The sequence below is a fragment of the Enterobacter cloacae complex sp. 309I3 genome (assembly GCF_050031595.1).
Taxonomy (GTDB): Bacteria; Pseudomonadota; Gammaproteobacteria; order Enterobacterales; family Enterobacteriaceae; genus Enterobacter; species Enterobacter cloacae.
In genome coordinates, this window is record NZ_JBLGWI010000001.1 from 2,522,676 (window position 1) to 2,545,085 (window position 22,410).

16 protein-coding genes are annotated in these 22,410 nt (G+C 55.6%); 11 read left to right on the plus strand and 5 right to left on the minus strand.

Annotated elements, in window-relative coordinates:
* Nucleotides 1–9 precede the first annotated feature (9 nt).
* On the minus strand, nucleotides 10–3,057 hold the full coding sequence (fdnG, locus tag ACQG22_RS11940) for a formate dehydrogenase-N subunit alpha (protein WP_369706469.1): 3,048 nt from the start codon (nucleotides 3,055–3,057) through the stop codon (nucleotides 10–12).
* A gap of 221 nt (nucleotides 3,058–3,278) precedes the next feature.
* Between fdnG and yddG the strand changes: the two genes are divergently transcribed.
* The 3 genes from yddG (at nucleotide 3,279) to ACQG22_RS11955 (ending at nucleotide 6,534) form a co-directional block, all read left to right on the plus strand.
* Complete coding sequence (gene yddG, locus ACQG22_RS11945) at nucleotides 3,279–4,157, plus strand: aromatic amino acid DMT transporter YddG (RefSeq protein WP_062676900.1); 879 nt, start codon at nucleotides 3,279–3,281, stop codon at nucleotides 4,155–4,157.
* 625 nt (nucleotides 4,158–4,782) lie between these two features.
* On the plus strand, nucleotides 4,783–5,856 hold the full coding sequence (ompC, locus tag ACQG22_RS11950) for a porin OmpC (protein WP_062729506.1): 1,074 nt from the start codon (nucleotides 4,783–4,785) through the stop codon (nucleotides 5,854–5,856).
* A 141-nt stretch (nucleotides 5,857–5,997) separates the two neighbouring features.
* On the plus strand, nucleotides 5,998–6,534 hold the full coding sequence (locus ACQG22_RS11955) for a dihydrofolate reductase family protein (RefSeq protein WP_155022092.1): 537 nt from the start codon (nucleotides 5,998–6,000) through the stop codon (nucleotides 6,532–6,534).
* Nucleotides 6,535–6,596: 62 nt separating this feature from the next.
* Here ACQG22_RS11955 and ACQG22_RS11960 read toward each other — a convergent pair whose 3' ends face one another.
* Nucleotides 6,597–8,084 (minus strand): MFS transporter, encoded by a 1,488-nt coding sequence (locus ACQG22_RS11960; protein WP_047024879.1) that lies wholly within the window; start codon nucleotides 8,082–8,084, stop codon nucleotides 6,597–6,599.
* A 116-nt stretch (nucleotides 8,085–8,200) separates the two neighbouring features.
* Here ACQG22_RS11960 and ACQG22_RS11965 point away from each other — a divergent pair, with 116 nt between their 5' ends.
* From ACQG22_RS11965 to narI, 6 genes are all read left to right on the plus strand, one after another.
* On the plus strand, nucleotides 8,201–8,776 hold the full coding sequence (locus ACQG22_RS11965; protein WP_045294179.1) for a TetR family transcriptional regulator: 576 nt from the start codon (nucleotides 8,201–8,203) through the stop codon (nucleotides 8,774–8,776).
* A gap of 207 nt (nucleotides 8,777–8,983) precedes the next feature.
* Nucleotides 8,984–10,369: a NarK family nitrate/nitrite MFS transporter gene (locus ACQG22_RS11970; RefSeq protein ID WP_029883341.1), complete on the plus strand. Its 1,386-nt coding sequence runs from the start codon at nucleotides 8,984–8,986 to the stop codon at nucleotides 10,367–10,369.
* A 67-nt stretch (nucleotides 10,370–10,436) separates the two neighbouring features.
* On the plus strand, nucleotides 10,437–14,177 hold the full coding sequence (locus tag ACQG22_RS11975; protein WP_369706468.1) for a nitrate reductase subunit alpha: 3,741 nt from the start codon (nucleotides 10,437–10,439) through the stop codon (nucleotides 14,175–14,177).
* Nucleotides 14,174–15,718, plus strand: coding sequence for a nitrate reductase subunit beta (narH, locus tag ACQG22_RS11980; protein WP_029883343.1), 1,545 nt, complete (start codon nucleotides 14,174–14,176; stop codon nucleotides 15,716–15,718). Before ACQG22_RS11975 ends, narH begins: the two co-directional genes overlap by 4 nt.
* On the plus strand, nucleotides 15,718–16,413 hold the full coding sequence (narW, locus tag ACQG22_RS11985) for a nitrate reductase molybdenum cofactor assembly chaperone (RefSeq protein WP_013096513.1): 696 nt from the start codon (nucleotides 15,718–15,720) through the stop codon (nucleotides 16,411–16,413). Before narH ends, narW begins: the two co-directional genes overlap by 1 nt.
* Nucleotides 16,410–17,090, plus strand: coding sequence for a respiratory nitrate reductase subunit gamma (narI, locus tag ACQG22_RS11990; protein ID WP_013096512.1), 681 nt, complete (start codon nucleotides 16,410–16,412; stop codon nucleotides 17,088–17,090). Before narW ends, narI begins: the two co-directional genes overlap by 4 nt.
* Nucleotides 17,091–17,177: 87 nt before the next feature.
* Here narI and ACQG22_RS11995 read toward each other — a convergent pair whose 3' ends face one another.
* Nucleotides 17,178–17,627 (minus strand): hypothetical protein, encoded by a 450-nt coding sequence (locus tag ACQG22_RS11995; RefSeq protein ID WP_108453123.1) that lies wholly within the window; start codon nucleotides 17,625–17,627, stop codon nucleotides 17,178–17,180.
* Between the two features lie 229 nt (nucleotides 17,628–17,856).
* On the opposite strand from ACQG22_RS11995, the gene ACQG22_RS12000 reads away from it, so the two are divergent.
* Nucleotides 17,857–18,561 carry a cysteine hydrolase family protein gene (locus tag ACQG22_RS12000; protein WP_369706526.1) on the plus strand — a complete coding sequence of 235 codons (705 nt, stop codon included), beginning with the start codon at nucleotides 17,857–17,859 and terminating at the stop codon, nucleotides 18,559–18,561.
* Between the two features lie 115 nt (nucleotides 18,562–18,676).
* Here ACQG22_RS12000 and nhoA read toward each other — a convergent pair whose 3' ends face one another.
* Nucleotides 18,677–19,513, minus strand: coding sequence for an N-hydroxyarylamine O-acetyltransferase (gene nhoA, locus ACQG22_RS12005; protein WP_369706467.1), 837 nt, complete (start codon nucleotides 19,511–19,513; stop codon nucleotides 18,677–18,679).
* 108 nt (nucleotides 19,514–19,621) lie between these two features.
* Here nhoA and ACQG22_RS12010 point away from each other — a divergent pair, with 108 nt between their 5' ends.
* On the plus strand, nucleotides 19,622–20,194 hold the full coding sequence (locus tag ACQG22_RS12010) for a flavin reductase family protein (protein ID WP_058684719.1): 573 nt from the start codon (nucleotides 19,622–19,624) through the stop codon (nucleotides 20,192–20,194).
* 35 nt (nucleotides 20,195–20,229) lie between these two features.
* On the opposite strand, the gene fusA is transcribed toward ACQG22_RS12010, so the two are convergent.
* A complete protein-coding gene (gene fusA, locus ACQG22_RS12015) occupies nucleotides 20,230–22,329 on the minus strand; it encodes an elongation factor G (protein WP_040022647.1) in 2,100 nt (699 codons plus the stop codon).
* Nucleotides 22,330–22,410: the final 81 nt, after the last annotated feature.

A 22,410-nucleotide genomic window follows, 5' to 3' on the forward strand; every position in this document is an offset into this window, starting at 1 on the left:
ACTCGCTCCTTACGCTTTCTCGATGTTGACCAGAAACGCCTTGTACTCCGGCGTTTGCGAGTTGGAATCGCCAACGTTTGGCGTCAGGGTATTGGCGAGATAGCCTTTCTGCGCCACACCTTCAAAGCCCCAGTGCAGCGGGATACCCACGGTTTCCACCTGCTGACCATTCACGTTTAACGTCTGCAGACGACGAGTGACCACCGCAACCGCACGGATAAAGCCACGTTTGCTGCTCACCGTCACGCGATCGCCATTGGCAATCCCTTTCGCTTTCGCCAGCGTTTCGCTTATCTCCACAAACTGTTCCGGCTGTGCGATGGCGTTAAGCCGCGCGTGCTTGGTCCAGGTGTGGAAATGCTCCGTCAGGCGATAGGTGGTTCCCACATACGGGAATTTGTCCTTTTTGCCTAAACGCAGCACGTCGTCAGCGTAGATACGCACGACCGGACTGGAGATAACATTTGGGTGTAGCGGGTTCGTGCCGAGCGGCGTTTCCATCGGCTCGTAGTGTTCCGGGAATGGCCCCTCAGCCAGCTTGTCGAGGGCAAACAGGCGTCCCAGCCCCTCCGGCTGCATAATAAACGGCCCGGTCTCACTGCCCGGTGGCGCGGTGTTGAAGTCAGGAATATCATTCCCCGCCCATTTCGCGCCGTTCCACGCGATCAGCATCCGTTTCGGATCCCACGGTTTACCGTTGATATCCGCCGACGCACGGTTGTACAGCACCCGACGGTTTAGCGGCCATGCCCAGGCCCAGCCCAGCGTATTGCCCAACCCGGACGGGTCAGCGTTATCGCGATTGGCCATCTGGTTGCCCTGCTCGGTCCAACTGCCGGTGTAGATCCAGCAGGACGACGCGGTGGAACCATCATCGCGCAGGACCGCAAAGCTGTTCAGCAGCTGGCCTTTCTTCGCCACCAGATTGCCGTTGGCGTCATAGAGATCGGCCAGCGCCACGCCGTTGTTCTCTTTGGCCACCTCTTCGGATTCAGGATGATCCGGTTGCTTATAGTTCCAGCTCATCTTCAGCAACGGTTCAGCGCCTTTGCCGCCTTCGGTGCGGTACATCTCACGCAGGCGATGGTAAATCCCGGCCAGAATTTCACCGTCATTACGCGCTTCACCCGGCGCATCCTGCCCCTTCCAGTGCCACTGTAACCAGCGACCGGAGTTGGCGATCGACCCGTCTTCCTCGGCAAAACAGGTAGACGGCAAGCGGAAGACCTCGGTCTGAATTGATGCGGGATCCACATCATTCATCTCGCCGTGGTTCTGCCAGAAGTTAGACGTTTCCGTCACCAGCGGATCGATAACGACCATGTACTTCAGCTTGCTCAGGCTGCGAACCACTTTGTTTTTGTCCGGGAAGGACGCTACCGGGTTAAAGCCCTGGCAGATATAGCCCGTGACGTTGCCCTTATCCATCATGTTGAAATACTTGATGACGTCGTAGGCCTGGTCCCATTTCGGCAGCCACTCAAAGCCCCAGTCGTTCTCTTTCTGCGCCGCATCGCCATAAAACGATTTCATCAGGCTGACGTAGAACTTCGGATAGTTGCTCCAGTAGTTCACTTGCTCCGCACGCGTCGCTTTTGGCGTATTGGCCGTGAGATAGGTTTGCAGATCGGCCTGTTTTTCCGACGGCAGCGTCAGGTAACCCGGCAGGCTGGTCGAGAGTAAACCCAGATCGGTTAAGCCCTGGATGTTGGAGTGACCGCGCAAGGCATTTACCCCGCCTCCCGCCATGCCCATATTGCCGAGCAGCAGCTGAATCATCGCCATGGTGCGGATGTTCTGCGCACCAACGGTGTGCTGCGTCCAGCCCAGCGCGTACAGGAACGTGGTGGTTCTGTCGGCGGCACTGGTAGAGGCCAGCACCTCACACACTTTCAGGAAGTCGGCTTTTGGCGTACCGCAGATGTTTTCTACTACGTCCGGCGTATAGCGGGAAACGTGCTGTTTCAGCAAGTTCCACACGCAGCGTGGATGACTCAGGGTTTCATCGCGTCTGGCATAGCCGTTTTCATCGAACTGATAGTTCCAGGACGATTTATCGTACTGACGTTTGTCCGCGTCATAGCCGCTAAACAGCCCCTCATCGAAGGCAAAATCATCCCTCACCAGCAGGCTGGCGTTGGTGTAGTGTTTTACGTACTCCGCGTTGATTTTATTGTTTTCAATCAGATACAGCAGCACGCCAGAGAGGAACGTAATGTCCGTACCGGAGCGGATCGGTGCATAGATATCGGCCACCGATGCCGTACGCGTAAAGCGCGGATCGACGACGATAAGCGTCGCATCGTTATTGTTTTTCGCTTCCATCGCCCAGCGGAAACCCACCGGATGGGCCTCAGCGGCGTTGCCACCCATCACCATCACGACGTTGGCGTTTTTGATATCAACCCAGTGGTTGGTCATCGCACCGCGACCAAATGTTGGAGCAAGACTTGCTACCGTTGGTCCGTGTCAGACGCGCGCCTGGTTATCAACCGCCAGCATCCCGAGGGAGCGAACAAATTTTTGCGTTAGCATGCCGGTTTCATTGCTGGCCGCCGAGGCGCACAGCATGCCGGTAGAGAGCCAACGGTTCACCGTCACGCCCTGCGCGTTCTTCTCAATGAAGTTGGCGTCGCGGTCGGCTTTCATCAGTCTGGCAATCCGGGAGAAGGCTTCATCCCAGGAAATACGCTGCCATTTGTCGGAACCCGGCGCGCGGTATTCCGGATAGCGCAGACGGTTGTCGCTGTGAACGTAGTCCAGCAGTCCCGCCCCTTTCGGGCAGAGTGCCCCACGGCTCACCGGATGGTCCGGATCCCCTTCAATATGATAAATGGCCTCTCTGGCGTTCTTCGCGCCATCACCCAGGCTATACATTAAAAGCCCACAACCCACGGAGCAGTATGTGCAGGTGTTACGGATCTCTTTGGCACGCAGCAGTTTATAGTTGCGCGCCTGAGCCAGCGCCATTTTGGGAGCGAATCCCAGCATCGCGGCTGTTGTTCCGGCCATACCGCCCGCGCAGATTTTGAAAAATTGTCTGCGGCTGACGTCCATTGTTGTCCTCATTTACGGATAAGACTTCGCGCCGCAAACTAACAGCAAAGCCCCTGTTTTTTTTGCGTCAAATCAAGGTCGCCGGTGTTCGCCCCCTTAATAGTCAGCCATCTCGCATTTAAATACCTCTTTTTGATTAACGGCTTAAGAGAATAATTCGCGACCGGGGCGCGATCGGTGCTATAAGTTTTGCCTTTGGTTTTGAGAGTAATGGCAAGGGTATGGACAGAAAAAGAGCAACGCTGATTGGGCTGGCAGCAATCTTGTTATGGAGCACCATGGTGGGGCTCATTCGCAGCGTGAGTGAAGGGCTTGGGCCTGTGGGGGGCGCCGCCATGATCTATACCGTCAGCGGCTTACTCTGTCTGGTGACGGTAGGATTTCCTCAAATCCGGCGCTTCACTCCCGGCTATCTTATTGCCGGCAGCCTCCTGTTTGTGAGCTACGAAATTTGTCTGGCGCTGTCGTTAGGGTATGCGGCTACGCGTTCACAGGCGATTGAAGTCGGCATGGTGAATTATCTCTGGCCAAGTCTGACCATTGTGTTTGCCATTTTGTTTAACGGGCAGAAATCGTCCCTGTGGGTGATCCCCGGATTAGCCCTCTCTTTACTCGGTGTGTGCTGGGTATTGGGCGGCGAACAGGGGTTGCAGGTGAATGAGATTATCCGCAATGTTGTCTCCAGCCCCCTCAGCTATGCCCTTGCATTTGCCGGCGCGTTTATCTGGGCGGCGTACTGCACGGTAACCAGTAAATATGCCAAAGGACAAAACGGGATCACGCTCTTTGTGTTGCTTACCGCGCTGAGTTTGTGGGTGAAATATGCCCTAAGCGATCAACCGGAAATGGTGTTCAGCGTTCCGGTGGTGGTGAAATTACTCATGTGCGGCGTCGCACTGGGGCTGGGCTATGCGTCGTGGAATATTGGGATCCTTCACGGTAACGTCACTGTGCTGGCAGCCGTGTCCTATTTTACCCCGGTCTTATCCGCTGCGCTGGCGGCGCTGTTGTTGAGCGCCCCACTTTCCTTCTCCTTCTGGCAAGGCGCCATCATGGTCTGTGTGGGTTCTTTGCTGTGCTGGTACGCCACACGAAAATAATCTTTTCCTGATGCCGGGTTAATTACAACCCGGCCACATAATTAACATAAATTTAAAATGTGATCGCCCATTCACTCTTTAGCAAAATAATAGAAAGCGGTTTAGTTTCTGTTTATATTAACTCTCGTTCGTAAAGATATGGCGCGCAAATTGACATAAACTGACACCGGAACGTAATAACTGCATAGCAAACAGTCACGTCAGAAAAAGCATAAAATAATATAATTCACTGCAAAACATTCACTTCACACATCGAAATCAGCGTGCGATTAATCTTATAAGCCACTGATTTTAATGCATATAAATTTCATCGACGATTGCAAAAGCACGAAAAAAACGATAATTAACGCCATGAAATAAAAATGGTAATAATTATATTCCCCGCAACGAAAATGGCGGTAAAACGCGCACAAAATGCATAATTTTCAGGCAATTTATTCGTTAAAGCTGAAATTTACCCGATTACGATCACACTAATTGAAATTATCTTTAATATTTTGAAACTTATTATTGAAAGCAGGCTACAAGATTTTTAAAAATAGCTTGCCATTGACGAACAGCCTCGTTTGTAAATCGTTCGAAGTGGTTCAGGAAATACCCAAGAAAATTATAAGGAATATTTAAGATGAAACTTAAATTAGTTGCAGTGGCGGTCACTTCCATGTTGGCAGCAGGCGTTGTAAACGCGGCTGAAGTTTTTAACAAAGACGGTAACAAACTGGATCTGTACGGTAAAGTCACAGGTCTGCACTATTTTTCTGATGATACTGACAACGACGGCGACAAAACCTACGTTCGTCTGGGCTTCAAAGGCGAAACTCAGATCAATGACCAGATGACCGGTTATGGCCAGTGGGAATATGAGTTCAAGGGCAACCGCTCTGAATCCCAGGGTGCTGACGGTAACAAAACGCGTCTGGCGTTCGCAGGTCTGAAATTCAACGAATTCGGTTCCTTCGACTACGGCCGTAACTACGGCGTGGCGTACGACATCGGCGCATGGACTGACGTTCTGCCAGAATTCGGTGGCGATACCTGGACCCAGACTGATGGCTTTATGACTGGCCGTACAACTGGCGTAGCGACTTACCGTAACACCGACTTCTTCGGTCTGGTTGACGGTCTGAACGTTGCCGCTCAGTACCAGGGTAAAAACGACCGTAACGACATCACCGAATCTAACGGTGACGGCTGGGGTCTCTCTTCTACCTATGAATTCGACGGCTTCGCAGCGGGTGCAACCTACGCGAAATCTGACCGTACTGACCGTCAGGTTCGTGCAGCAAGCGACCTGAACGCAGGTGGCGAGAACGCAGAAGTATGGGCAGCCGGTCTGAAGTACGATGCGAACAACATCTACCTGGCAACCACCTACTCTGAAACCCGTAACATGACGGCTTTCGGTGACGGTCACGTTGCAAACAAAGCACAGAACTTCGAAGTTGTGGCTCAGTACCAGTTCGACTTCGGTCTGCGTCCGTCCATCGCTTACCTGAAATCCAAAGGTAAAGACATCGGTTCTTACGGCGACCAGGATCTGGTGGAATATGTTGACGTTGGCGCTACCTACTACTTCAACAAAAACATGTCCACCTATGTTGATTACAAAATCAACCTGCTGGACGACAATGCGTTCACCAAAGACGCTAAAATCGCTACCGACAATATCGTTGCTGTAGGTCTGACCTACCAGTTCTAAGATTTGTCACACCAGAAAGCCAGCCCCTGCGGCTGGCTTTTTTTTGCCCCTCTGCCCGCTCCCCTGATCGTCATCCCCTGGTTCCGGTATACTGCTCTGTCGTCACTGTCCTAACGTCACAGCCTGAACAGGGAGCCCTCGATGATTACCACCCACGTTTTTATCGCCGTCAGTCTTGATGGCTACATTGCCCGCCAGGACGGCGATATCGGCTGGCTACTCCAGCGCGATGATCCAACGGAAGATCATGGTTATGATGCGTTCATTGCCGACAAAGACTGGATTGTGATGGGCCGGGGAAGCTATGAGAAAGTGCTGACCTTTGACCAATGGCCCTATAACCGACCCGTGCTGGTGCTCTCCAGTCAGCTGGCTGACACCGAGGTGCCCGAGCCGCTGAAAGGTAAAGTGCAGTTCTCCCGCTGTACCCCAAAGGAAGCGCTTGCTGAGCTGGCGGCGCAGAACGCACAACGCGTCTATATTGATGGCGGACAGGTGATCCAGTCGTTTCTGCGCGAAGGACTGGTGGCCGATATGGTTATCACCACCGTTCCTGTCCTGATCGGCTCAGGCAAGCCGCTGTTCGGCTCACTGCCCCGGGATATCGATTTGACGCTTTTATCCACCCGCAGCTTCCCGTCGGGTCTGGTGCAGTCGCACTATCGGCTGACGCGATAACGACACCGCGCCGCTGAACAAGAAGTGAATAGCCCGAAGGTGCAGCGCCTTCGGGCTTGCATTTACTGTTGCGGCGCGTTCGCCAGGCTAAACCAAATCCCAATCGCCAGCAGCAATAACATCCCACCGGCGCTGCCTAACGCCACGCTGTGCGACGTGATAAACGCCGTTTTTGCCGCCTCAATGACGGTTTCACCGAGCGCCGGACTGAGATCCTGCGCGACCTTCATCGCTTCACCAATGGATGACGAGGCTTTATCAGCCAGCGTTGAAGGTAAGCCCTGCGGTAGTTCAATCGACGCAGAGAAGCTGCGGGTCAGCAACAGACCAAATATCGCGATCCCCAGCCCTGCGCCCAGTTCGTAGGACATGGTTTCAATCGCCCCGGCAGCGGCGGCTTTCTCTTTCGGCGCCGCCGCCATGATTGCCGAGGTGGAGGCCAGCAGCGCACTCGCCGCACTGAAGCCAAGCAGCACCATCAGGCACCACGCCTGCCACTGCTGCGTGCTGAAGTCGAGCATCGACAGGCCAATAAAGCTGACGGCGCTCAGCCCCATTCCGCCTGCCGCTACCATGCGCAGCCCCAGACGACCAACCAGTATCCCGGCAATCGGGCCGCTGAACCCGCTGGCGACCATGAGCGGCAGCATGAACATGCCCGCTTCAAACGGGGTAAAGCCATGCACAAACTGCAGCTCCTGGGCCATCAGTAATTCATACCCCACCAGGGCGATCATGGCGGTCATCGCCATCACCACCCCGCTTAAAATGATGCGATGGCAAAACAGGCGCATGTCGATCATCGGCACGCGGGCGCGAAGCTGAATACGCACGAAGATAAACAGCAATACCGCGCCGGTGAGCAGTGTACAGGCCACCAGCCATGGAGAAAGCCCGCCTTTCAGCGCGGTTTTGGCGCTATAGACCAGCAGCAAAATTGCCACAATCAGCATGACGGCATGGCTAATATTCAGCGGCTGCTCTGGGCGCCCTTGCTGACGCGGAACATAGACCGCGGCCAGCGACACCACCACCAGCACAATCGGCACGTTGATCAAAAAGACCGATCCCCAGTAAAAATGCTCCAGCAGCATACCGCCAATCAGCGGACCAAACGCCGCCCCGCCGGACCCGACCGCGGCCCAGACGCCAAGCGCGATGTTGCGATCCCGCGCGTTAATAAACAAGGTGCGTATACCCGCAAGGGTTGCCGGTATGATCATTGCCGCGCCAATTGCCAGCGAGGCGCGCGCGGCAATCAGCCAGCCCGCAGAGGGGGCAAAGGCCGCCGCCAGTGATGACAGGCCAAACAGCGTGCTGCCAAGCATCAGCAGCCGTTTAAAACCGATGCGGTCGCCGAGCGCGCCCATTGGCAGCACCATACCCGCCATCACCAGCGAGTAGATATCGATGATCCACAATAATTCGTTACCGCTGGCGCCCAGCGTCATGCTCAATGTCGGCGCCGCCACGTGCAGCACCGTCGCGTCAATCGCCACCGGGATATACACCAGCACGATAATCACTAACGCTAACCACTGACGAAACATAAATTTCCTTTTTATATAAAAATGGACACATGTCCAGGATGCGATCCTACGGAATGTTGGACACTTGTCCAGCTCTTTGTTACACTCGTTTCATTGCTATTTAAGAGTGAGAGAAAATGGGTTATCTGACCAGGGATGAAAGACGGGAAGAGATCTTACAGGCCGCTATGCGCGTGGCGCTGGCCGAGGGATTTTCCGCCATGACGGTGCGCCGCATCGCGTCCGAAGCCGGTGTCGCTACCGGGCAAGTGCATCACCATTTCACCTCCGGCGGTGAGTTAAAATCGCTGGCCTTCATCCGGCTGATCCGCGAACTGCTGGATGCGGATGTGCTCGGGGAACACGCCAGCTGGCGGGCACGTTTACATGCCATGCTCGGCAGCGATGACGGCAGGTTTGAACCCTACATTCGCCTCTGGCGAGAAGCGCAAATCCTCGCAACCCGCGACGCGGAGATCAAGGGCGCGTATGTGCTGACAATGGAGATGTGGCATCAGGAAACGGTTGCCCTTATTGAAGCTGGCAGGAATGCAGGCGTATTCCGTTCCGGTGACCCGGCAGCAAGTATTGCCTGGCGTTTAATTGGCCTGGTGTGTGGCCTTGACGGCATATATCTATTAAACATGCCTGAAATGGATGACGCTGCGTTTAATAATCATCTTGATAAATTAATTTCTCTGGAGTTGTTTTAATACTCCCTTCTGAGTAATTAAATCCCACCGTTACAATTAGTAACACATTAGGCGAACCCCTATTTCATTTCCAAACTCTGGGGTTCGCTTTTTTATCTATCCTTTCAGATGTATCTCAATACTTCCAATAACCACAATACCAGACCTTCTCATATCTAGCTGTTTTTACTTATTTATTATCTTCATTTGGGTAAGCAAGAGGGCGATATGTCACAACAAAGTGAGAAAAGTCATCACCATCTTTTAAGTAACTGGAAACCGGAAAATCCGCAATTCTGGGAGAATAAAGGCAAACATATCGCGCGAAGAAACCTATGGATTTCTGTGGCTTGCCTGCTATTGGCCTTTTGCGTCTGGATGTTATTTAGTGCCATTGCGGTTAACCTCAATAAAGTCGGATTTAATTTCACTACCGATCAGCTTTTTATGCTAACGGCATTACCTTCTCTCTCCGGCGCAATATTGCGTGTCCCCTACTCTTTTATGGTGCCGATATTTGGCGGACGTAACTGGACAGTATTGAGCACCGTGATCCTGATTATCCCCTGTGTCTGGCTGGGGATTGCCATTCAGAACACCGCGACGCCTTACTGGGTCTTTATCGTCATTGCCCTGCTCTGCGGATTTGCGGGCGCTAACTTTGCCTCCAGCATGGGGAATATCAGCTTTTTCTTCCCGAAATCCAGACAGGGTAGCGCGCTGGGAATCAACGGCGGGCTGGGAAACCTGGGCGTCAGCGTGATGCAGTTGATCGCGCCACTGGTCATTTTTCTGCCGATGTTCACCTTTCTGGGGGTAAACGGTGTGCCTCTGGAGGACGGGTCCACCATGTGGCTGGCGAATGCCGCCTGGATCTGGGCTCCGCTTCTGCTGCTGGCCACCATTGCGGCGTTTATTGGCATGAACGATATCGCCAGCTCAAAAGCCTCTATCGCCAGCCAGCTTCCGGTACTTAAGCGGTTTCATCTCTGGCTGCTGAGCCTGCTCTATCTGGCGACCTTCGGCTCGTTTATCGGTTTCTCGGCAGGCTTTGCCATGCTGTCGAAAACCCAGTTTCCGGACGTTAACATTCTTCACCTTGCCTTCTTTGGCCCCCTGATTGGTGCGCTGGCGCGTTCAGCGGGCGGGATGATCTCCGACAGGCTGGGCGGCGTGCGCGTCACGCTCATCAACTTTGTCTTTATGGCCATCTTTAGCGCCCTGATCTTCCTGACCCTGCCCGGCTCGGGCTCCGGCAGCTTTGTCGCGTTTTATCTGGTCTTTATGGGGCTGTTCCTCACCGCCGGGCTGGGCAGCGGCTCAACCTTCCAGATGATTGCGATTATCTTTCGCCAAATCACCATCGACCGGGTGAGAAAGCAAGGTGGCACCGATGAACAGGCGCAGCATGAAGCCGTGACGGACACCGCTGCCGCGCTGGGCTTTATCTCTGCCATTGGCGCAGTAGGCGGATTTTTTATCCCTAAAGCCTTCGGCACCTCGCTGGCAATGACCGGATCGCCGGTCGGCGCCATGAAAGTCTTCCTCGTGTTTTACATCGTCTGCGTGCTCGTCACCTGGCTGGTGTACGGCCGTAAATCCTCACAAAAATAATAACTACATCTTCGCCGGAGCGTGATGCAGCACCCTCCGGCCATGCTATCGAAGCAGGAGAAATGTCATGAGCAAACTGCTGGACCGCTTTCGTTACTTCAAAACAAAAGGCGACAGTTTCGCCGATGGGCACGGGCAGGTGTATCACACCAACCGGGACTGGGAAGACAGCTACCGCCAGCGCTGGCAGTTCGACAAGATTGTGCGCTCTACCCACGGCGTGAACTGTACCGGCTCCTGCAGCTGGAAGATTTATGTCAAAAACGGACTGGTGACCTGGGAAACCCAGCAGACCGATTACCCCCGCACTCGCCCGGACCTGCCTAACCATGAGCCACGCGGTTGCCCACGCGGCGCAAGCTACTCCTGGTACCTCTACAGCGCCAACCGCCTCAAATATCCGCTGGTGCGCCGCAGGCTGATTGAACTCTGGCGCGAGGCGCTGGCGCAGCACAGCGACCCGGTACTCGCCTGGGATGCCATTCAAAACGATCCGCAAAAAGCGCAGAGCTACCGACAGGCACGCGGTAAAGGCGGGTTTATCCGCTCGAACTGGAAAGAGTTGAACCAGCTGATTGCCGCCGCCAACGTCTGGACCATCAAAAATTATGGCCCGGACCGCGTGGCCGGTTTCTCGCCTATTCCGGCGATGTCGATGGTCTCTTACGCTGCCGGTACGCGCTATCTTTCTCTGCTCGGCGGTACCTGCCTGAGTTTCTATGACTGGTATTGCGACCTGCCTCCCGCCTCGCCCATGACCTGGGGCGAGCAGACCGACGTGCCGGAGTCCGCCGACTGGTACAACTCCAGCTATATCATCGTCTGGGGCTCTAACGTTCCCCAGACGCGCACCCCCGACGCCCATTTCTTTACCGAGGTTCGTTATAAAGGGACCAAAACCGTTGCCATCACGCCGGACTTCTCAGAAGTTGCCAAACTGAGCGACCAGTGGCTCGCCCCCAAACAGGGGACCGACAGCGCGCTGGCGATGGCCATGGGACATGTGATCCTCAAAGAGTTCCACCTCGATAACCCAAGCGACTACTTCCTCAACTACTGCCGCCGCTACACCGACATGCCGATGCTGGTTCTGCTGGATGAGCAGGCCGATGGTCGTCTGGTGCCGGGACGCATGCTGCGGGCGTCCGACCTTGTTGACGGGCTGGGCGAAGCCAACAACCCGGAGTGGAAAACCGTCGCCTTTGATATTGCCGGTAATCTGGTGGTTCCTAACGGTTCCATTGGCTTCCGCTGGGGCGAAAAAGGCAAATGGAACCTGGAATCGCTGGCTGCGGGTCAGGAAACGGAGTTGACCCTTTCCCTGCTGATCACCCACGACAGCGTGGCGGATGTCGCCTTCCCCTACTTTGGCGGCAATGAGAACCCGCATTTTCGCAGCGTGAAACAGGAGCCAGTGTTGACCCGCCGCGTGCCGAGTAAAACCCTGACGCTTGCCGACGGCAGCCAGAAACATGTGGTCAGCGTGTACGATCTGGTGCTCGCCAACTACGGTCTCGATCGTGGTCTGGAAGACAGTAACGCGGCTGAAAATTATGGTGAGATCAAAGCGTATACACCGGCCTGGGGCGAACAGATCACCGGTGTTCCCGCGTATCTGATTGAAAAAATTGCTCGTGAGTTTGCCGACACGGCGCACAAAACGCATGGACGCTCGATGATCATTCTCGGTGCCGGGGTAAACCACTGGTACCACATGGACATGAACTACCGGGGCATGATCAACATGCTGGTCTTCTGCGGCTGCGTAGGCCAAAGCGGTGGTGGCTGGTCGCACTACGTGGGCCAGGAGAAGCTGCGTCCGCAAACCGGCTGGCTGCCGCTGGCCTTCGCGCTGGACTGGAACCGCCCGCCGCGCCAGATGAACAGCACCTCGTTCTTTTACAACCACGCCAGCCAGTGGCGCTATGAGAAGCTGACAGCGCAGGAGCTGCTTTCTCCGCTGGCGGATGCATCCCGATTCACCGGTCATCTGATCGACTTCAACGTCCGCGCCGAGCGTATGGGCTGGCTGCCGTCGGCGCCGCAGCTCAACCTCAACCCGCTGCACATCAAAGCCCGCGCTGAGGCAGCAGGCCTTTCTCCGCAGGAGTACACCGTTCAGGCGTTGAAATCGGGCGATATCCGCTTCGCCTGCGAGCAGCCCGACAGCGGTAAAAACCACCCGCGCAATCTGTTTGTCTGGCGCTCGAACCTGCTTGGCTCCTCCGGCAAAGGCCACGAGTACATGCTCAAGTATTTGCTCGGCACCGAAAGCGGGATACAAGGAGAAGATTTAGGCTCGACCGATGACGTGAAGCCTGAAGAGGTCGACTGGCAGACTAACGCCATTGAGGGCAAACTCGACCTGCTGGTCACGCTCGATTTCCGTATGTCCAGCACCTGCCTGTTCTCTGACATCGTCCTGCCCACCGCCACCTGGTATGAAAAGGACGACATGAACACCTCGGATATGCATCCGTTTATTCATCCGCTGTCTGCCGCCGTCGACCCGGCGTGGGAATCGCGCAGCGACTGGGAGATTTACAAAGGCATCGCCAAAGTTTTCTCTGACGTGTGCGTCGGCCATCTCGGTACGGAAACGGACGTCGTGTTGCAGCCTCTGCAGCACGATTCCCCGGCGGAACTGTCCCAGCCGTTTGATATTCAGGACTGGCGCAAAGGCGAATGCGATTTGATCCCCGGCAAAACCGCGCCGAACATTGCGGTCGTCGAGCGTAACTACCCGGAAACCTGGGAGCGCTTTACCTCCCTCGGCCCCTTGCTGGACAAGCTCGGCAACGGCGGGAAAGGGGTCTCGTGGAACACGCAAAACGAGGTCGAGTTCCTCGGCAAGCTGAACTACGTCAAGCTCGACGGCCCGGCGAAAGGCCGTCCGCGTATCGAGACGGCCATTGATGCCGCCGAAGTGATCCTCGCGCTGGCACCGGAAACCAACGGTCAGGTGGCGGTGAAGGCGTGGGAAGCGCTGGGCGAACTGACCGGACGCGACCACACCCACCTGGCGCTGAATAAAGAAGATGAAAAAATCCGCTTCCGCGATATTCAGGCGCAGCCGCGTAAAATCATCTCCAGCCCGACCTGGTCCGGTCTGGAAAGCGAGCATGTCTCCTACAACGCGGGTTATACCAACGTTCACGAGCTGATCCCGTGGCGCACCCTCTCCGGCCGTCAGCAGCTGTATCAGGATCACCCGTGGATGCGTGCCTTCGGCGAAAGTCTGGTGGCTTACCGTCCGCCGATTGATACCCGCAGCGTCAGCCATATGCGCGAGATCCCGCCGAACGGCTTCCCGGAAAAAGCGCTCAACTTCCTGACGCCGCACCAGAAATGGGGCATCCACTCTACCTACAGCGAAAACCTGCTGATGCAGACCCTGTCGCGAGGCGGGCCGATTGTCTGGATCAGTGAAACCGACGCGCGTGAGCTGGGCATTGAGGACAACGACTGGATTGAAGCCTTCAACGCCAACGGCGCACTCACCGCCCGCGCGGTGGTCAGCCAGCGCGTGCCACCGGGTATGACCATGATGTACCACGCCCAGGAGCGCATTCTTAACATTCCGGGTTCCGAGGTGACCGGACGGCGCGGCGGTATTCATAACTCGGTGACCCGCGTCTGCCCGAAACCGACGCACATGATTGGCGGTTACGCGCAGTTGGCTTACAGCTTCAACTATTACGGCACCGTTGGCTCCAACCGCGACGAGTTCATCATGATCCGCAAAATGAAAAACATTAACTGGCTGGATGGCGAAGGTCGGGATCAGGTACAGGAGACGAAAAAATGAAAATACGTTCACAGGTTGGCATGGTACTGAATCTCGATAAATGCATTGGCTGCCACACCTGCTCGGTCACCTGTAAAAACGTCTGGACCGGGCGTGAAGGGATGGAGTATGCATGGTTTAACAACGTCGAAACCAAACCGGGGATCGGCTACCCGAAAAACTGGGAAGATCAGGAAGAGTGGCAAGGCGGCTGGATCCGCGGTATTCACGGTAAGCTGACGCCGCGTCTCGGCGGCAAAATGGGGGTGCTGTCGAAAATATTTTCTAACCCCGTCCTGCCGCAGATTGACGATTATTATGAGCCTTTCACCTTCGATTATCAGGATCTGCACCGCGCGCCGGAGGGGGATCACCTCCCTACCGCTCGCCCGCGCTCGCTGATTGACGGCAAGCGGATGGACAAGATCGTCTGGGGACCCAACTGGGAGGAGCTGCTGGGCGGCGAATTCGAAAAACGCGCCCGCGACCGTAACTTCCAGAAGATCCAGAAAGAGATGTACGGCCAGTTTGAAAACACCTTCATGATGTACCTGCCGCGCCTGTGCGAGCACTGCCTGAACCCAAGCTGCGTCGCCACCTGCCCGAGCGGCGCCATTTACAAGCGCGAAGAGGACGGCATTGTGCTGATTGATCAGGACAAATGCCGCGGCTGGCGTCTGTGCATCAGCGGTTGTCCGTACAAAAAGATCTACTTCAACTGGAAGAGCGGCAAGTCAGAAAAATGCATCTTCTGCTACCCGCGCATTGAATCCGGCCAGCCGACCGTCTGCTCGGAAACCTGCGTTGGGCGCATCCGCTATCTCGGCGTGCTGCTGTATGATGCGGACCGTATTGAGGAGGCCGCCAGTACCGAGCATGAAACCGATCTCTACGAACGCCAGTGCGACGTGTTCCTCAACCCGAACGACCCGGCGGTGATTGAAGAAGCGCTGAAACAGGGCATTCCGCAGAACGTGATTGATGCGGCCCAGCGCTCCCCGGTCTACAAAATGGCGATGGACTGGAAGCTGGCCCTGCCGCTGCACCCCGAATACCGCACCCTGCCGATGGTCTGGTATGTGCCGCCGCTGTCACCGATCCAGTCCTACGCTGACGCAGGCGGTCTGCCGCAGAGCGACGGCGTCCTGCCTGCCGTGGAGAGCTTGCGCATTCCCGTGCAGTACCTGGCGAACATGCTCAGCGCGGGGGATACCGGCCCGGTGCTGCGCGCTCTTAAACGCATGATGGCGATGCGACACTACAAGCGCTCCCAGACGGTAGAAGGCGTCACGGACACCCGTGCGATTGAGGAGGTAGGCCTTACCGTGGAACAGGTTGAAGAGATGTACCGCTATCTGGCCATCGCCAACTATGAGGATCGTTTCGTGATCCCCACCAGCCACCGTGAAATGGCGCGCGATGCCTTCCCGGAACGTAACGGCTGCGGCTTCACCTTTGGCGACGGCTGCCACGGCTCTGACACCAAATTTAACCTCTTTAACAGCAGCCGGATTGATGCCATCAACATCACCGAGGTGCGCGAACATGGGGAGGGAGAGTAATGCAGATCCTCAAAATCATCGCGCTGCTGATTGAGTATCCCGATGAGACTCTGTGGGAAAATCGCGAGGAAGCGCTTTCGCTCATTGAGCAGGACGCACCCATGCTGCTGTCGTTTGCCCGTCAGCACCTGAGCGCCCCGCTGCTGGATAAACAGGCCGAGTGGTGCGAGGTATTTGAGCGTGGCCGCGCGACATCGCTGCTGCTGTTCGAGCATGTTCACGCTGAATCCCGCGATCGCGGTCAGGCGATGGTCGACCTGATGGGCCAGTATGAGAAAGCCGGGCTACAGCTCGACTGCCGCGAACTGCCGGACTATCTGCCGCTCTATCTGGAGTACCTCAGTATCGTTACGGACGACGAGGCGCGCGAAGGATTGCAGAACGTCGCGCCTATCCTGGCGCTGATTGGCGGGCGTCTGAAGCAGCGCGGCGTGGCGCATTATCAGCTGTTTGATGCCCTGCTGGTGTTGGCCGGAACGCGGCTTTCCAGCGACAGCGTGGCGAAACAGGTGGCCACGGAGAAACGCGATGATACCCGCCAGGCGCTGGACGCCGTCTGGGAAGAGGAACAGGTCAAGTTTATCGAAGACAACGCCACATCGTGCGACAGCTCGCCGATGCAGCACTATCAACGACGCTTTAGCCAGGACGTCGCGCCGCAGTACGTAGACGTCAGCGCCGGAGGCCCAAAATGACACATTACCTGAACGTCTTTTTCTATGACATTTACCCCTACATCTGCGCCACCGTGTTTTTCCTCGGCAGCTGGTTGCGCTACGACTACGGGCAATACACCTGGCGCGCCTCATCGAGCCAGATGCTCAGCAAACGCGGTATGAACTGGGCCTCTAACCTGTTTCATATTGGGATCCTGGGGATTTTCTTCGGCCACCTGTTCGGCATGCTAACCCCGCACTGGATGTATGCCTGGTTTTTACCCGTCGCGGTTAAGCAGCAGTTAGCCATGATTGCAGGGGGGATTTGCGGCGTGCTGACGTTGATTGGCGGGTCCATGCTGCTGATTCGCCGCCTGTTCAACCAGCGGGTGCGCGCCACTTCCACCACGCCGGATATCATCATCATGAGTATCCTGCTGATACAGTGCATTCTGGGGCTGACCACCATCCCCTTCTCCGCACAGTATCCTGACGGAAGTGAGATGATGAAGCTGGTCGGCTGGGCGCAGGGAATTGTGACGTTTAAGGGCGGCTCATCGGAAATGTTGAGTGGCGTTGCCCCCATCTTCCGCGTTCATCTGGTGCTGGGGATGACTATTTTCCTTATCTTCCCGTTCACCCGCCTGGTGCACGTGTGGAGCGCACCGTTTGAGTATTTTACCCGTCGGTATCAGGTGGTGAGATCGCGCCGTTGATTTTGTCGGGTGGCGGCTTCGCCTTACCCGACCTACGTTCAAGCACCTGTCGGCCCGGTAAGGCGTAGCCGCCACCGGGCTTTAATGTCAACTTACTGCCCCTCCGGTTACCAGAGAGAGAATAAATAGCAGCAACAGCACCGCGACGATCAATCCGAATGCAAGTAGCACAGCATGGAACGTTAGCGTTAGCCCTGAGAAAAGAAGTGCCCCGGAGATCCCCCAACGGCTCTCCTTGCACATCCCTCCGATGAACGAAAGCCCCAGAGCCACAACAGCGAGAATAATCCCGGCATTAAGAAGAATGCGGTCGATATCGACCGTTGTTTTTTCTGTTCGGGCAGCAGGACGCTCCCCCTTTAGCCCCGCAATTATCCCTTGTTTTACAGCCGAAACCTTCTCAGCAACCATAACTTCAAGCGCTGGCGGCTTTGGAGAAAACGGGCCGAATGAAAACTGGACGATTGAGAGAATGAGTGCAATTCCTCCCAGCAACATACCCAATGAACTGAATTTATTTCGTAAAACGATTTCCATATCAACATGCCTTCGAATGATGCCGCCGCGTGGGCTGTAGGCCCGGTAAGGCGTAGCCGCCACCGGGCGATGAAGGCTGAAGCATGCCGCTTTGCAGAAGAAAATTCCACCACGAAATGTCGTCTCATAATGGCCCAAAAGTATCGTTATTGGTTCTCCAGGTGACTCATACTGTGAGCAACTGTGCGGAATAATGGCTCCCGAACACAACACAGAAGGAGTTCGCGTGATGAAACCATTTTTTCGTACAGCATTGCTGATGAGCACTTTTTCCACTTATGCTAGCGCGCAGGAAACGACCGGCGCGAATAGCAAAACCATTTGTGCAATGACAGGCGCAACGGCGACTTCGTCTTTATCCGCCTCACAAACGGCGTTAATCGTGGTGGATATCCAAAACGAATATTACGCAGGTAAAGATTTTCGTGGTCAGATGGTGATCCCTGATGGAGATAAGGTACTGAAGAACAGTCAAAAGCTGGTTAGCTATGCCCATCAAAAGGGGATGCCGGTGTACTTCGTGCGCCATATAGCGCCAAAGGATAGCCCGCTGTTTGCCGAAGGGTCTGTTTATGCCAAGTTCCATCAAGACCTACAGCCTTCTGCACGCGATGCCATTATCACCAAAGCGACCCCGAGCTCTTTTGTTGGCACCGATCTGGATGCGCAATTAAATAAAAAAGGGATCAAAAAGGTGATAGTCATTGGCCTGATGACACACATGTGCATTTCCTCTACCGCACGTGACGCTGTTCCGCTGGGCTATAACGTGATTATCCCTGAAGATGCGACAGCAACACGCGATCTGGATGATGGTCAGGGTGGCGTGGTGGACCACAAAGCGCTGCAACGTGCGGCATTAGCCGGTGTTGCCGATGTGTTTGCCGAGATTATGACGACCAAAGACGTTATGGCGCTGCCAGTCACAGAATAAGACCGGACTTGATCCCCGTTGCCAGCCAGGTCTCTATACTGGCTGGCGCACGGAGGCTTAATAACACCTCGCCTTCTCGCTATCGGCGCGAGTTTCGCGGCCGATAGCGAGAAGGCTATTTTCCGTGAGTTTCGAAACCCGCCATCACCGCCGTCAACTCTGCCAGGGAAAAACCGTGCTTCGGATCGTCAACACCCAGCCCGAAGCGTTCCTGCATCAGCTGATACAGCGCCGCAGCATCGGGAAGATGGATCTGCTTCTCCACATGGCCCTTTTGCCAGTGGGTAAAGTTGAAGTTGGTCAGCGTCAGTTTGCCGCCGTCAGGCAGATGGCGACACATCAGCAGATGATGGCGGAAATGGGACTGCGGCCAGTGCGCCGACCAGAAATTCCCCATGACGTAATCACTGAAATATTGTGTCGTCAGGTCAAAGTGGTACATCGACTGCCAGTGCTCATGGTGACGGAATTGCAGTACCCAGTCGTTCCCCTCGCTCAGCAGACGATACAGCCCGTGCGGCGTCTCCTGCTCTTCGTTGGCAAGCAGACGAATCGGTGCCGTCAGCGTCTGGCCGCCAAACCCAACGTCGGCAATCCAGCGCTCGCCGTTAAGTTCGACGAGCAACAGGCGATGCGTGCGCGGCGGCATTTGCGGTGGATTCGCTAATACCACACGTCCCAGCACGCTGCGCACCGTAAACCCGACTTCGCGCAACACGCGCTCAAACAAGCCATTTTGCTCAAAGCAATACCCCCCGCGACGCGCCTTAACAAGTTTGTCGACAAGGCTTTGATCGTCGAGCTGTATTTCGCGCGGTAGTACGACATCGATATTCTCAAACGGGATCGCACAGTTGTGATGTAAATGCAGCGCGCGCAAGGTGTCGATATCAACAGTAGCCGGTTGTTTCCAGTCGATGCGGGCGAAATAGGCAGTCAGAAATGGGGACATGCATCAGTTTCCTTTAACAGTGATGTTCTGTTTATAAACTAATTTTACGCGTCCACTTTGATTTCCGTGCTTTTTCGCCATACTCATCGTTATTGATGAGGAGACCCTATGAGCCACTTTCGTCCTGTTGAATTACGTCATGCCAGCCGTCTTTTAAACCATGGTCCCACCGTGCTTATCACCAGTCGGGATGAAACCCTGGACAGGCGTAACGTTATGGCTGCCGCGTGGTCGATGCCGGTTGAATTTGAACCACCGCGTATCGCCATTGTGGTGGATAAAAGCACCTGGTCGCGTGAACTGATTGAACGCAGTGGGCAATTTGGCATCGTCATTCCCGGCGTGTCCGCCGCCAACTGGACCTACGCGGTGGGTAGCGTTAGCGGGCGCGACGAAGACAAATTCAACTGTTACGGCATCCCGGTGGTGAACGGCCCGGCACTCGGCCTGCCCGTCATTGAAGAGAAATGTCTGGCGTGGATGGAGTGCCGGTTATTACCCGTTACATCCGCTGCAGAAAAGTACGATACGCTATTCGGGGAAGTGGTTTCAGCCGCCGCCGATGAACGCGCGTTTGTCGCCGGACGCTGGCAGTTTGACGGGGATAAGCTGAATACCCTGCACCATCTGGGAGCCGGGACGTTTGTGGCGAGTGGGAAAATGGTGAAGGCGCTGGATTGATATACCCTCCCCCCATCGGGGAGAGGGTGAACGTATTACTTCGCACGCCGAGCAATAATCTCATCCGCCACATTGCGCGGTGCTTCCGCAAAATGGTGGAACTCCATCGTGTAGGTCGCGCGCCCTTGCGACATCGAGCGCAGCGTGGTGGCGTATCCAAACATCTCTGCCAGCGGCACGTCAGCGCGGATAATCTGGCTGCCGTACTGCTCTTCCATGCCCTGCACCATGCCACGACGGGATGAGAGATCGCCCATAATATTACCGGCATACTCTTCCGGCGTTTCCACCTCGACATGCATCACCGGCTCAAGGATCACCGGATCCGCTCTGCGAGCGCCCTCTTTAAACCCGAGGATCGCCGCCATGCGGAACGCCATTTCCGAGGAGTCGACGTCGTGATACGACCCAAAGGTCAGGGTCGCTTTTACATCGACAACCGGATACCCCGCCAGCACGCCGCTGTTCATGGCTTCGCGCAGCCCTTTTTCCACAGAGGGAATATACTCACGCGGCACCACGCCACCCTTCGTGGCATCTTCAAACTTGAAGCCACTACCAGGCTCTAACGGCTCAAGGCTCAGGACCACATGCCCGTACTGCCCTTTACCGCCGGACTGCCGGACAAATTTGCCTTCGATATCTTTCACCGCTTTGCGCAGCGTCTCGCGGTAGGTCACCTGCGGACGGCCGATGTTCGCCTCGACGCCAAACTCACGCTTCATGCGATCGACGATAATCTCAAGATGTAACTCACCCATACCGGAGATAATCGTCTGGCCGGACTCTTCATCGGTATGCAGACGGAACGACGGATCTTCCGCCGCCAGGCGTTGCAGGGCAATGCCCATCTTCTCTTGATCGCCCTTGGTTTTTGGCTCGATGGCAAGGGAGATCACCGGGTCCGGGAACTCCATTCTCTCAAGCGTGATGACCGCATTCGGATCGGTGAGCGTGTCCCCGGTGGTCACATCCTTCAGACCCACACAGGCCGCAATATCACCGGCGCGCAGCTCGTCCACCTCGTGACGATCGTTGGCATGCATCAGCACGATGCGTCCGATACGCTCTTTCTTGCCCTTCACCGGGTTATACACCGCGTCGCCTTTTCTCAACACGCCAGAGTAAACGCGAATAAAGGTCAACTGCCCGACGTACGGATCGCTCATCAGTTTGAACGCCAGCGCAGAAAACGGCTCTTCATCACTTGGATGACGCTCCGCATGCTGCCCTTTTTCGTCCACACCGTCGATGGCCGGTACATCCAGAGGGGATGGCATCAGCTCAATCACCGCATCGAGCATGCGCTGTACCCCTTTGTTTTTAAAGGCGCTGCCGCACAGCATCGGCTGGATTTCACCGGAGATGGTCCGAATACGCAGCCCTTTGATGATCTCAGCCTCATCAAGGTCGCCCGTCTCCAGGTATTTATCCATCAGCGCGTCGCTGGCTTCTGCTGCCGCAGAGACCATTTTTTCCCGCCACTCCTGCGCGGTGCTCAGCAATTCGTCCGGTACCGGCGCATAGTTAAACACCATGCCTTGTGTGGCATCATCCCACACAATGGTACGCATCTTGATGAGATCCACCACGCCGGTGAAATGCTCTTCCGCGCCCACAGGGATCACAATAGGCACCGGATTCGCCTTCAGGCGTTCCTGCATCATCCGTACGACGCGGAAGAAATCGGCACCCGGACGGTCCATTTTGTTGACGAACGCCAGGCGCGGCACATGATATTTATTCGCCTGACGCCAGACGGTCTCTGACTGTGGCTGGACGCCACCCACGGAGTCGTACACCATGACGGCACCGTCCAGCACGCGCATGGAACGTTCCACCTCAATGGTGAAATCCACGTGCCCCGGGGTGTCGATGATATTGATCCGGTGCGGTTCAAACCCTCTGTCCATACCCGGCCAGAAGCAGCTGACGGCCGCGGAGGTAATGGTGATCCCGCGCTCTTGCTCCTGCGCCATCCAGTCGGTTGTTGCCGCGCCATCGTGTACTTCACCCAGCTTGTGGCTCATCCCGGTGTAAAACAGGATGCGTTCGGTGGTTGTCGTTTTACCGGCATCGATATGCGCGGAAATACCGATGTTGCGATAACGTTCGAGAGGGATGGGTCGGGGCATAATATTTCCTTAAGTCTGTAAGACTGAGTTGTGACGACCGGGATGGTCGCCTGTGTGTTCGTTTGCTATAATAGTCCTATT

Excerpts from the sequence above, each read along its gene's own strand:
- ACQG22_RS11995 (WP_108453123.1), bottom strand. The coding sequence starts at position 17,627 with ATGGAAATCGTTTTACGAAATAAATTCAGTTCATTGGGTATGTTGCTG.
- ACQG22_RS11975 (WP_369706468.1), top strand. The coding sequence starts at position 10,437 with ATGAGCAAACTGCTGGACCGCTTTCGTTACTTCAAAACAAAAGGCGAC.
- narW (WP_013096513.1), top strand. The coding sequence starts at position 15,718 with ATGCAGATCCTCAAAATCATCGCGCTGCTGATTGAGTATCCCGATGAG.
- ompC (WP_062729506.1), top strand. The coding sequence starts at position 4,783 with ATGAAACTTAAATTAGTTGCAGTGGCGGTCACTTCCATGTTGGCAGCA.
- ACQG22_RS12010 (WP_058684719.1), top strand. The coding sequence starts at position 19,622 with ATGAGCCACTTTCGTCCTGTTGAATTACGTCATGCCAGCCGTCTTTTA.
- ACQG22_RS11970 (WP_029883341.1), top strand. The coding sequence starts at position 8,984 with ATGTCACAACAAAGTGAGAAAAGTCATCACCATCTTTTAAGTAACTGG.
- fusA (WP_040022647.1), bottom strand. The coding sequence starts at position 22,329 with ATGCCCCGACCCATCCCTCTCGAACGTTATCGCAACATCGGTATTTCC.
- ACQG22_RS12000 (WP_369706526.1), top strand. The coding sequence starts at position 17,857 with ATGAAACCATTTTTTCGTACAGCATTGCTGATGAGCACTTTTTCCACT.
- narH (WP_029883343.1), top strand. The coding sequence starts at position 14,174 with ATGAAAATACGTTCACAGGTTGGCATGGTACTGAATCTCGATAAATGC.
- ACQG22_RS11955 (WP_155022092.1), top strand. The coding sequence starts at position 5,998 with ATGATTACCACCCACGTTTTTATCGCCGTCAGTCTTGATGGCTACATT.
- yddG (WP_062676900.1), top strand. The coding sequence starts at position 3,279 with ATGGACAGAAAAAGAGCAACGCTGATTGGGCTGGCAGCAATCTTGTTA.
- ACQG22_RS11965 (WP_045294179.1), top strand. The coding sequence starts at position 8,201 with ATGGGTTATCTGACCAGGGATGAAAGACGGGAAGAGATCTTACAGGCC.
- nhoA (WP_369706467.1), bottom strand. The coding sequence starts at position 19,513 with ATGTCCCCATTTCTGACTGCCTATTTCGCCCGCATCGACTGGAAACAA.
- ACQG22_RS11960 (WP_047024879.1), bottom strand. The coding sequence starts at position 8,084 with ATGTTTCGTCAGTGGTTAGCGTTAGTGATTATCGTGCTGGTGTATATC.
- narI (WP_013096512.1), top strand. The coding sequence starts at position 16,410 with ATGACACATTACCTGAACGTCTTTTTCTATGACATTTACCCCTACATC.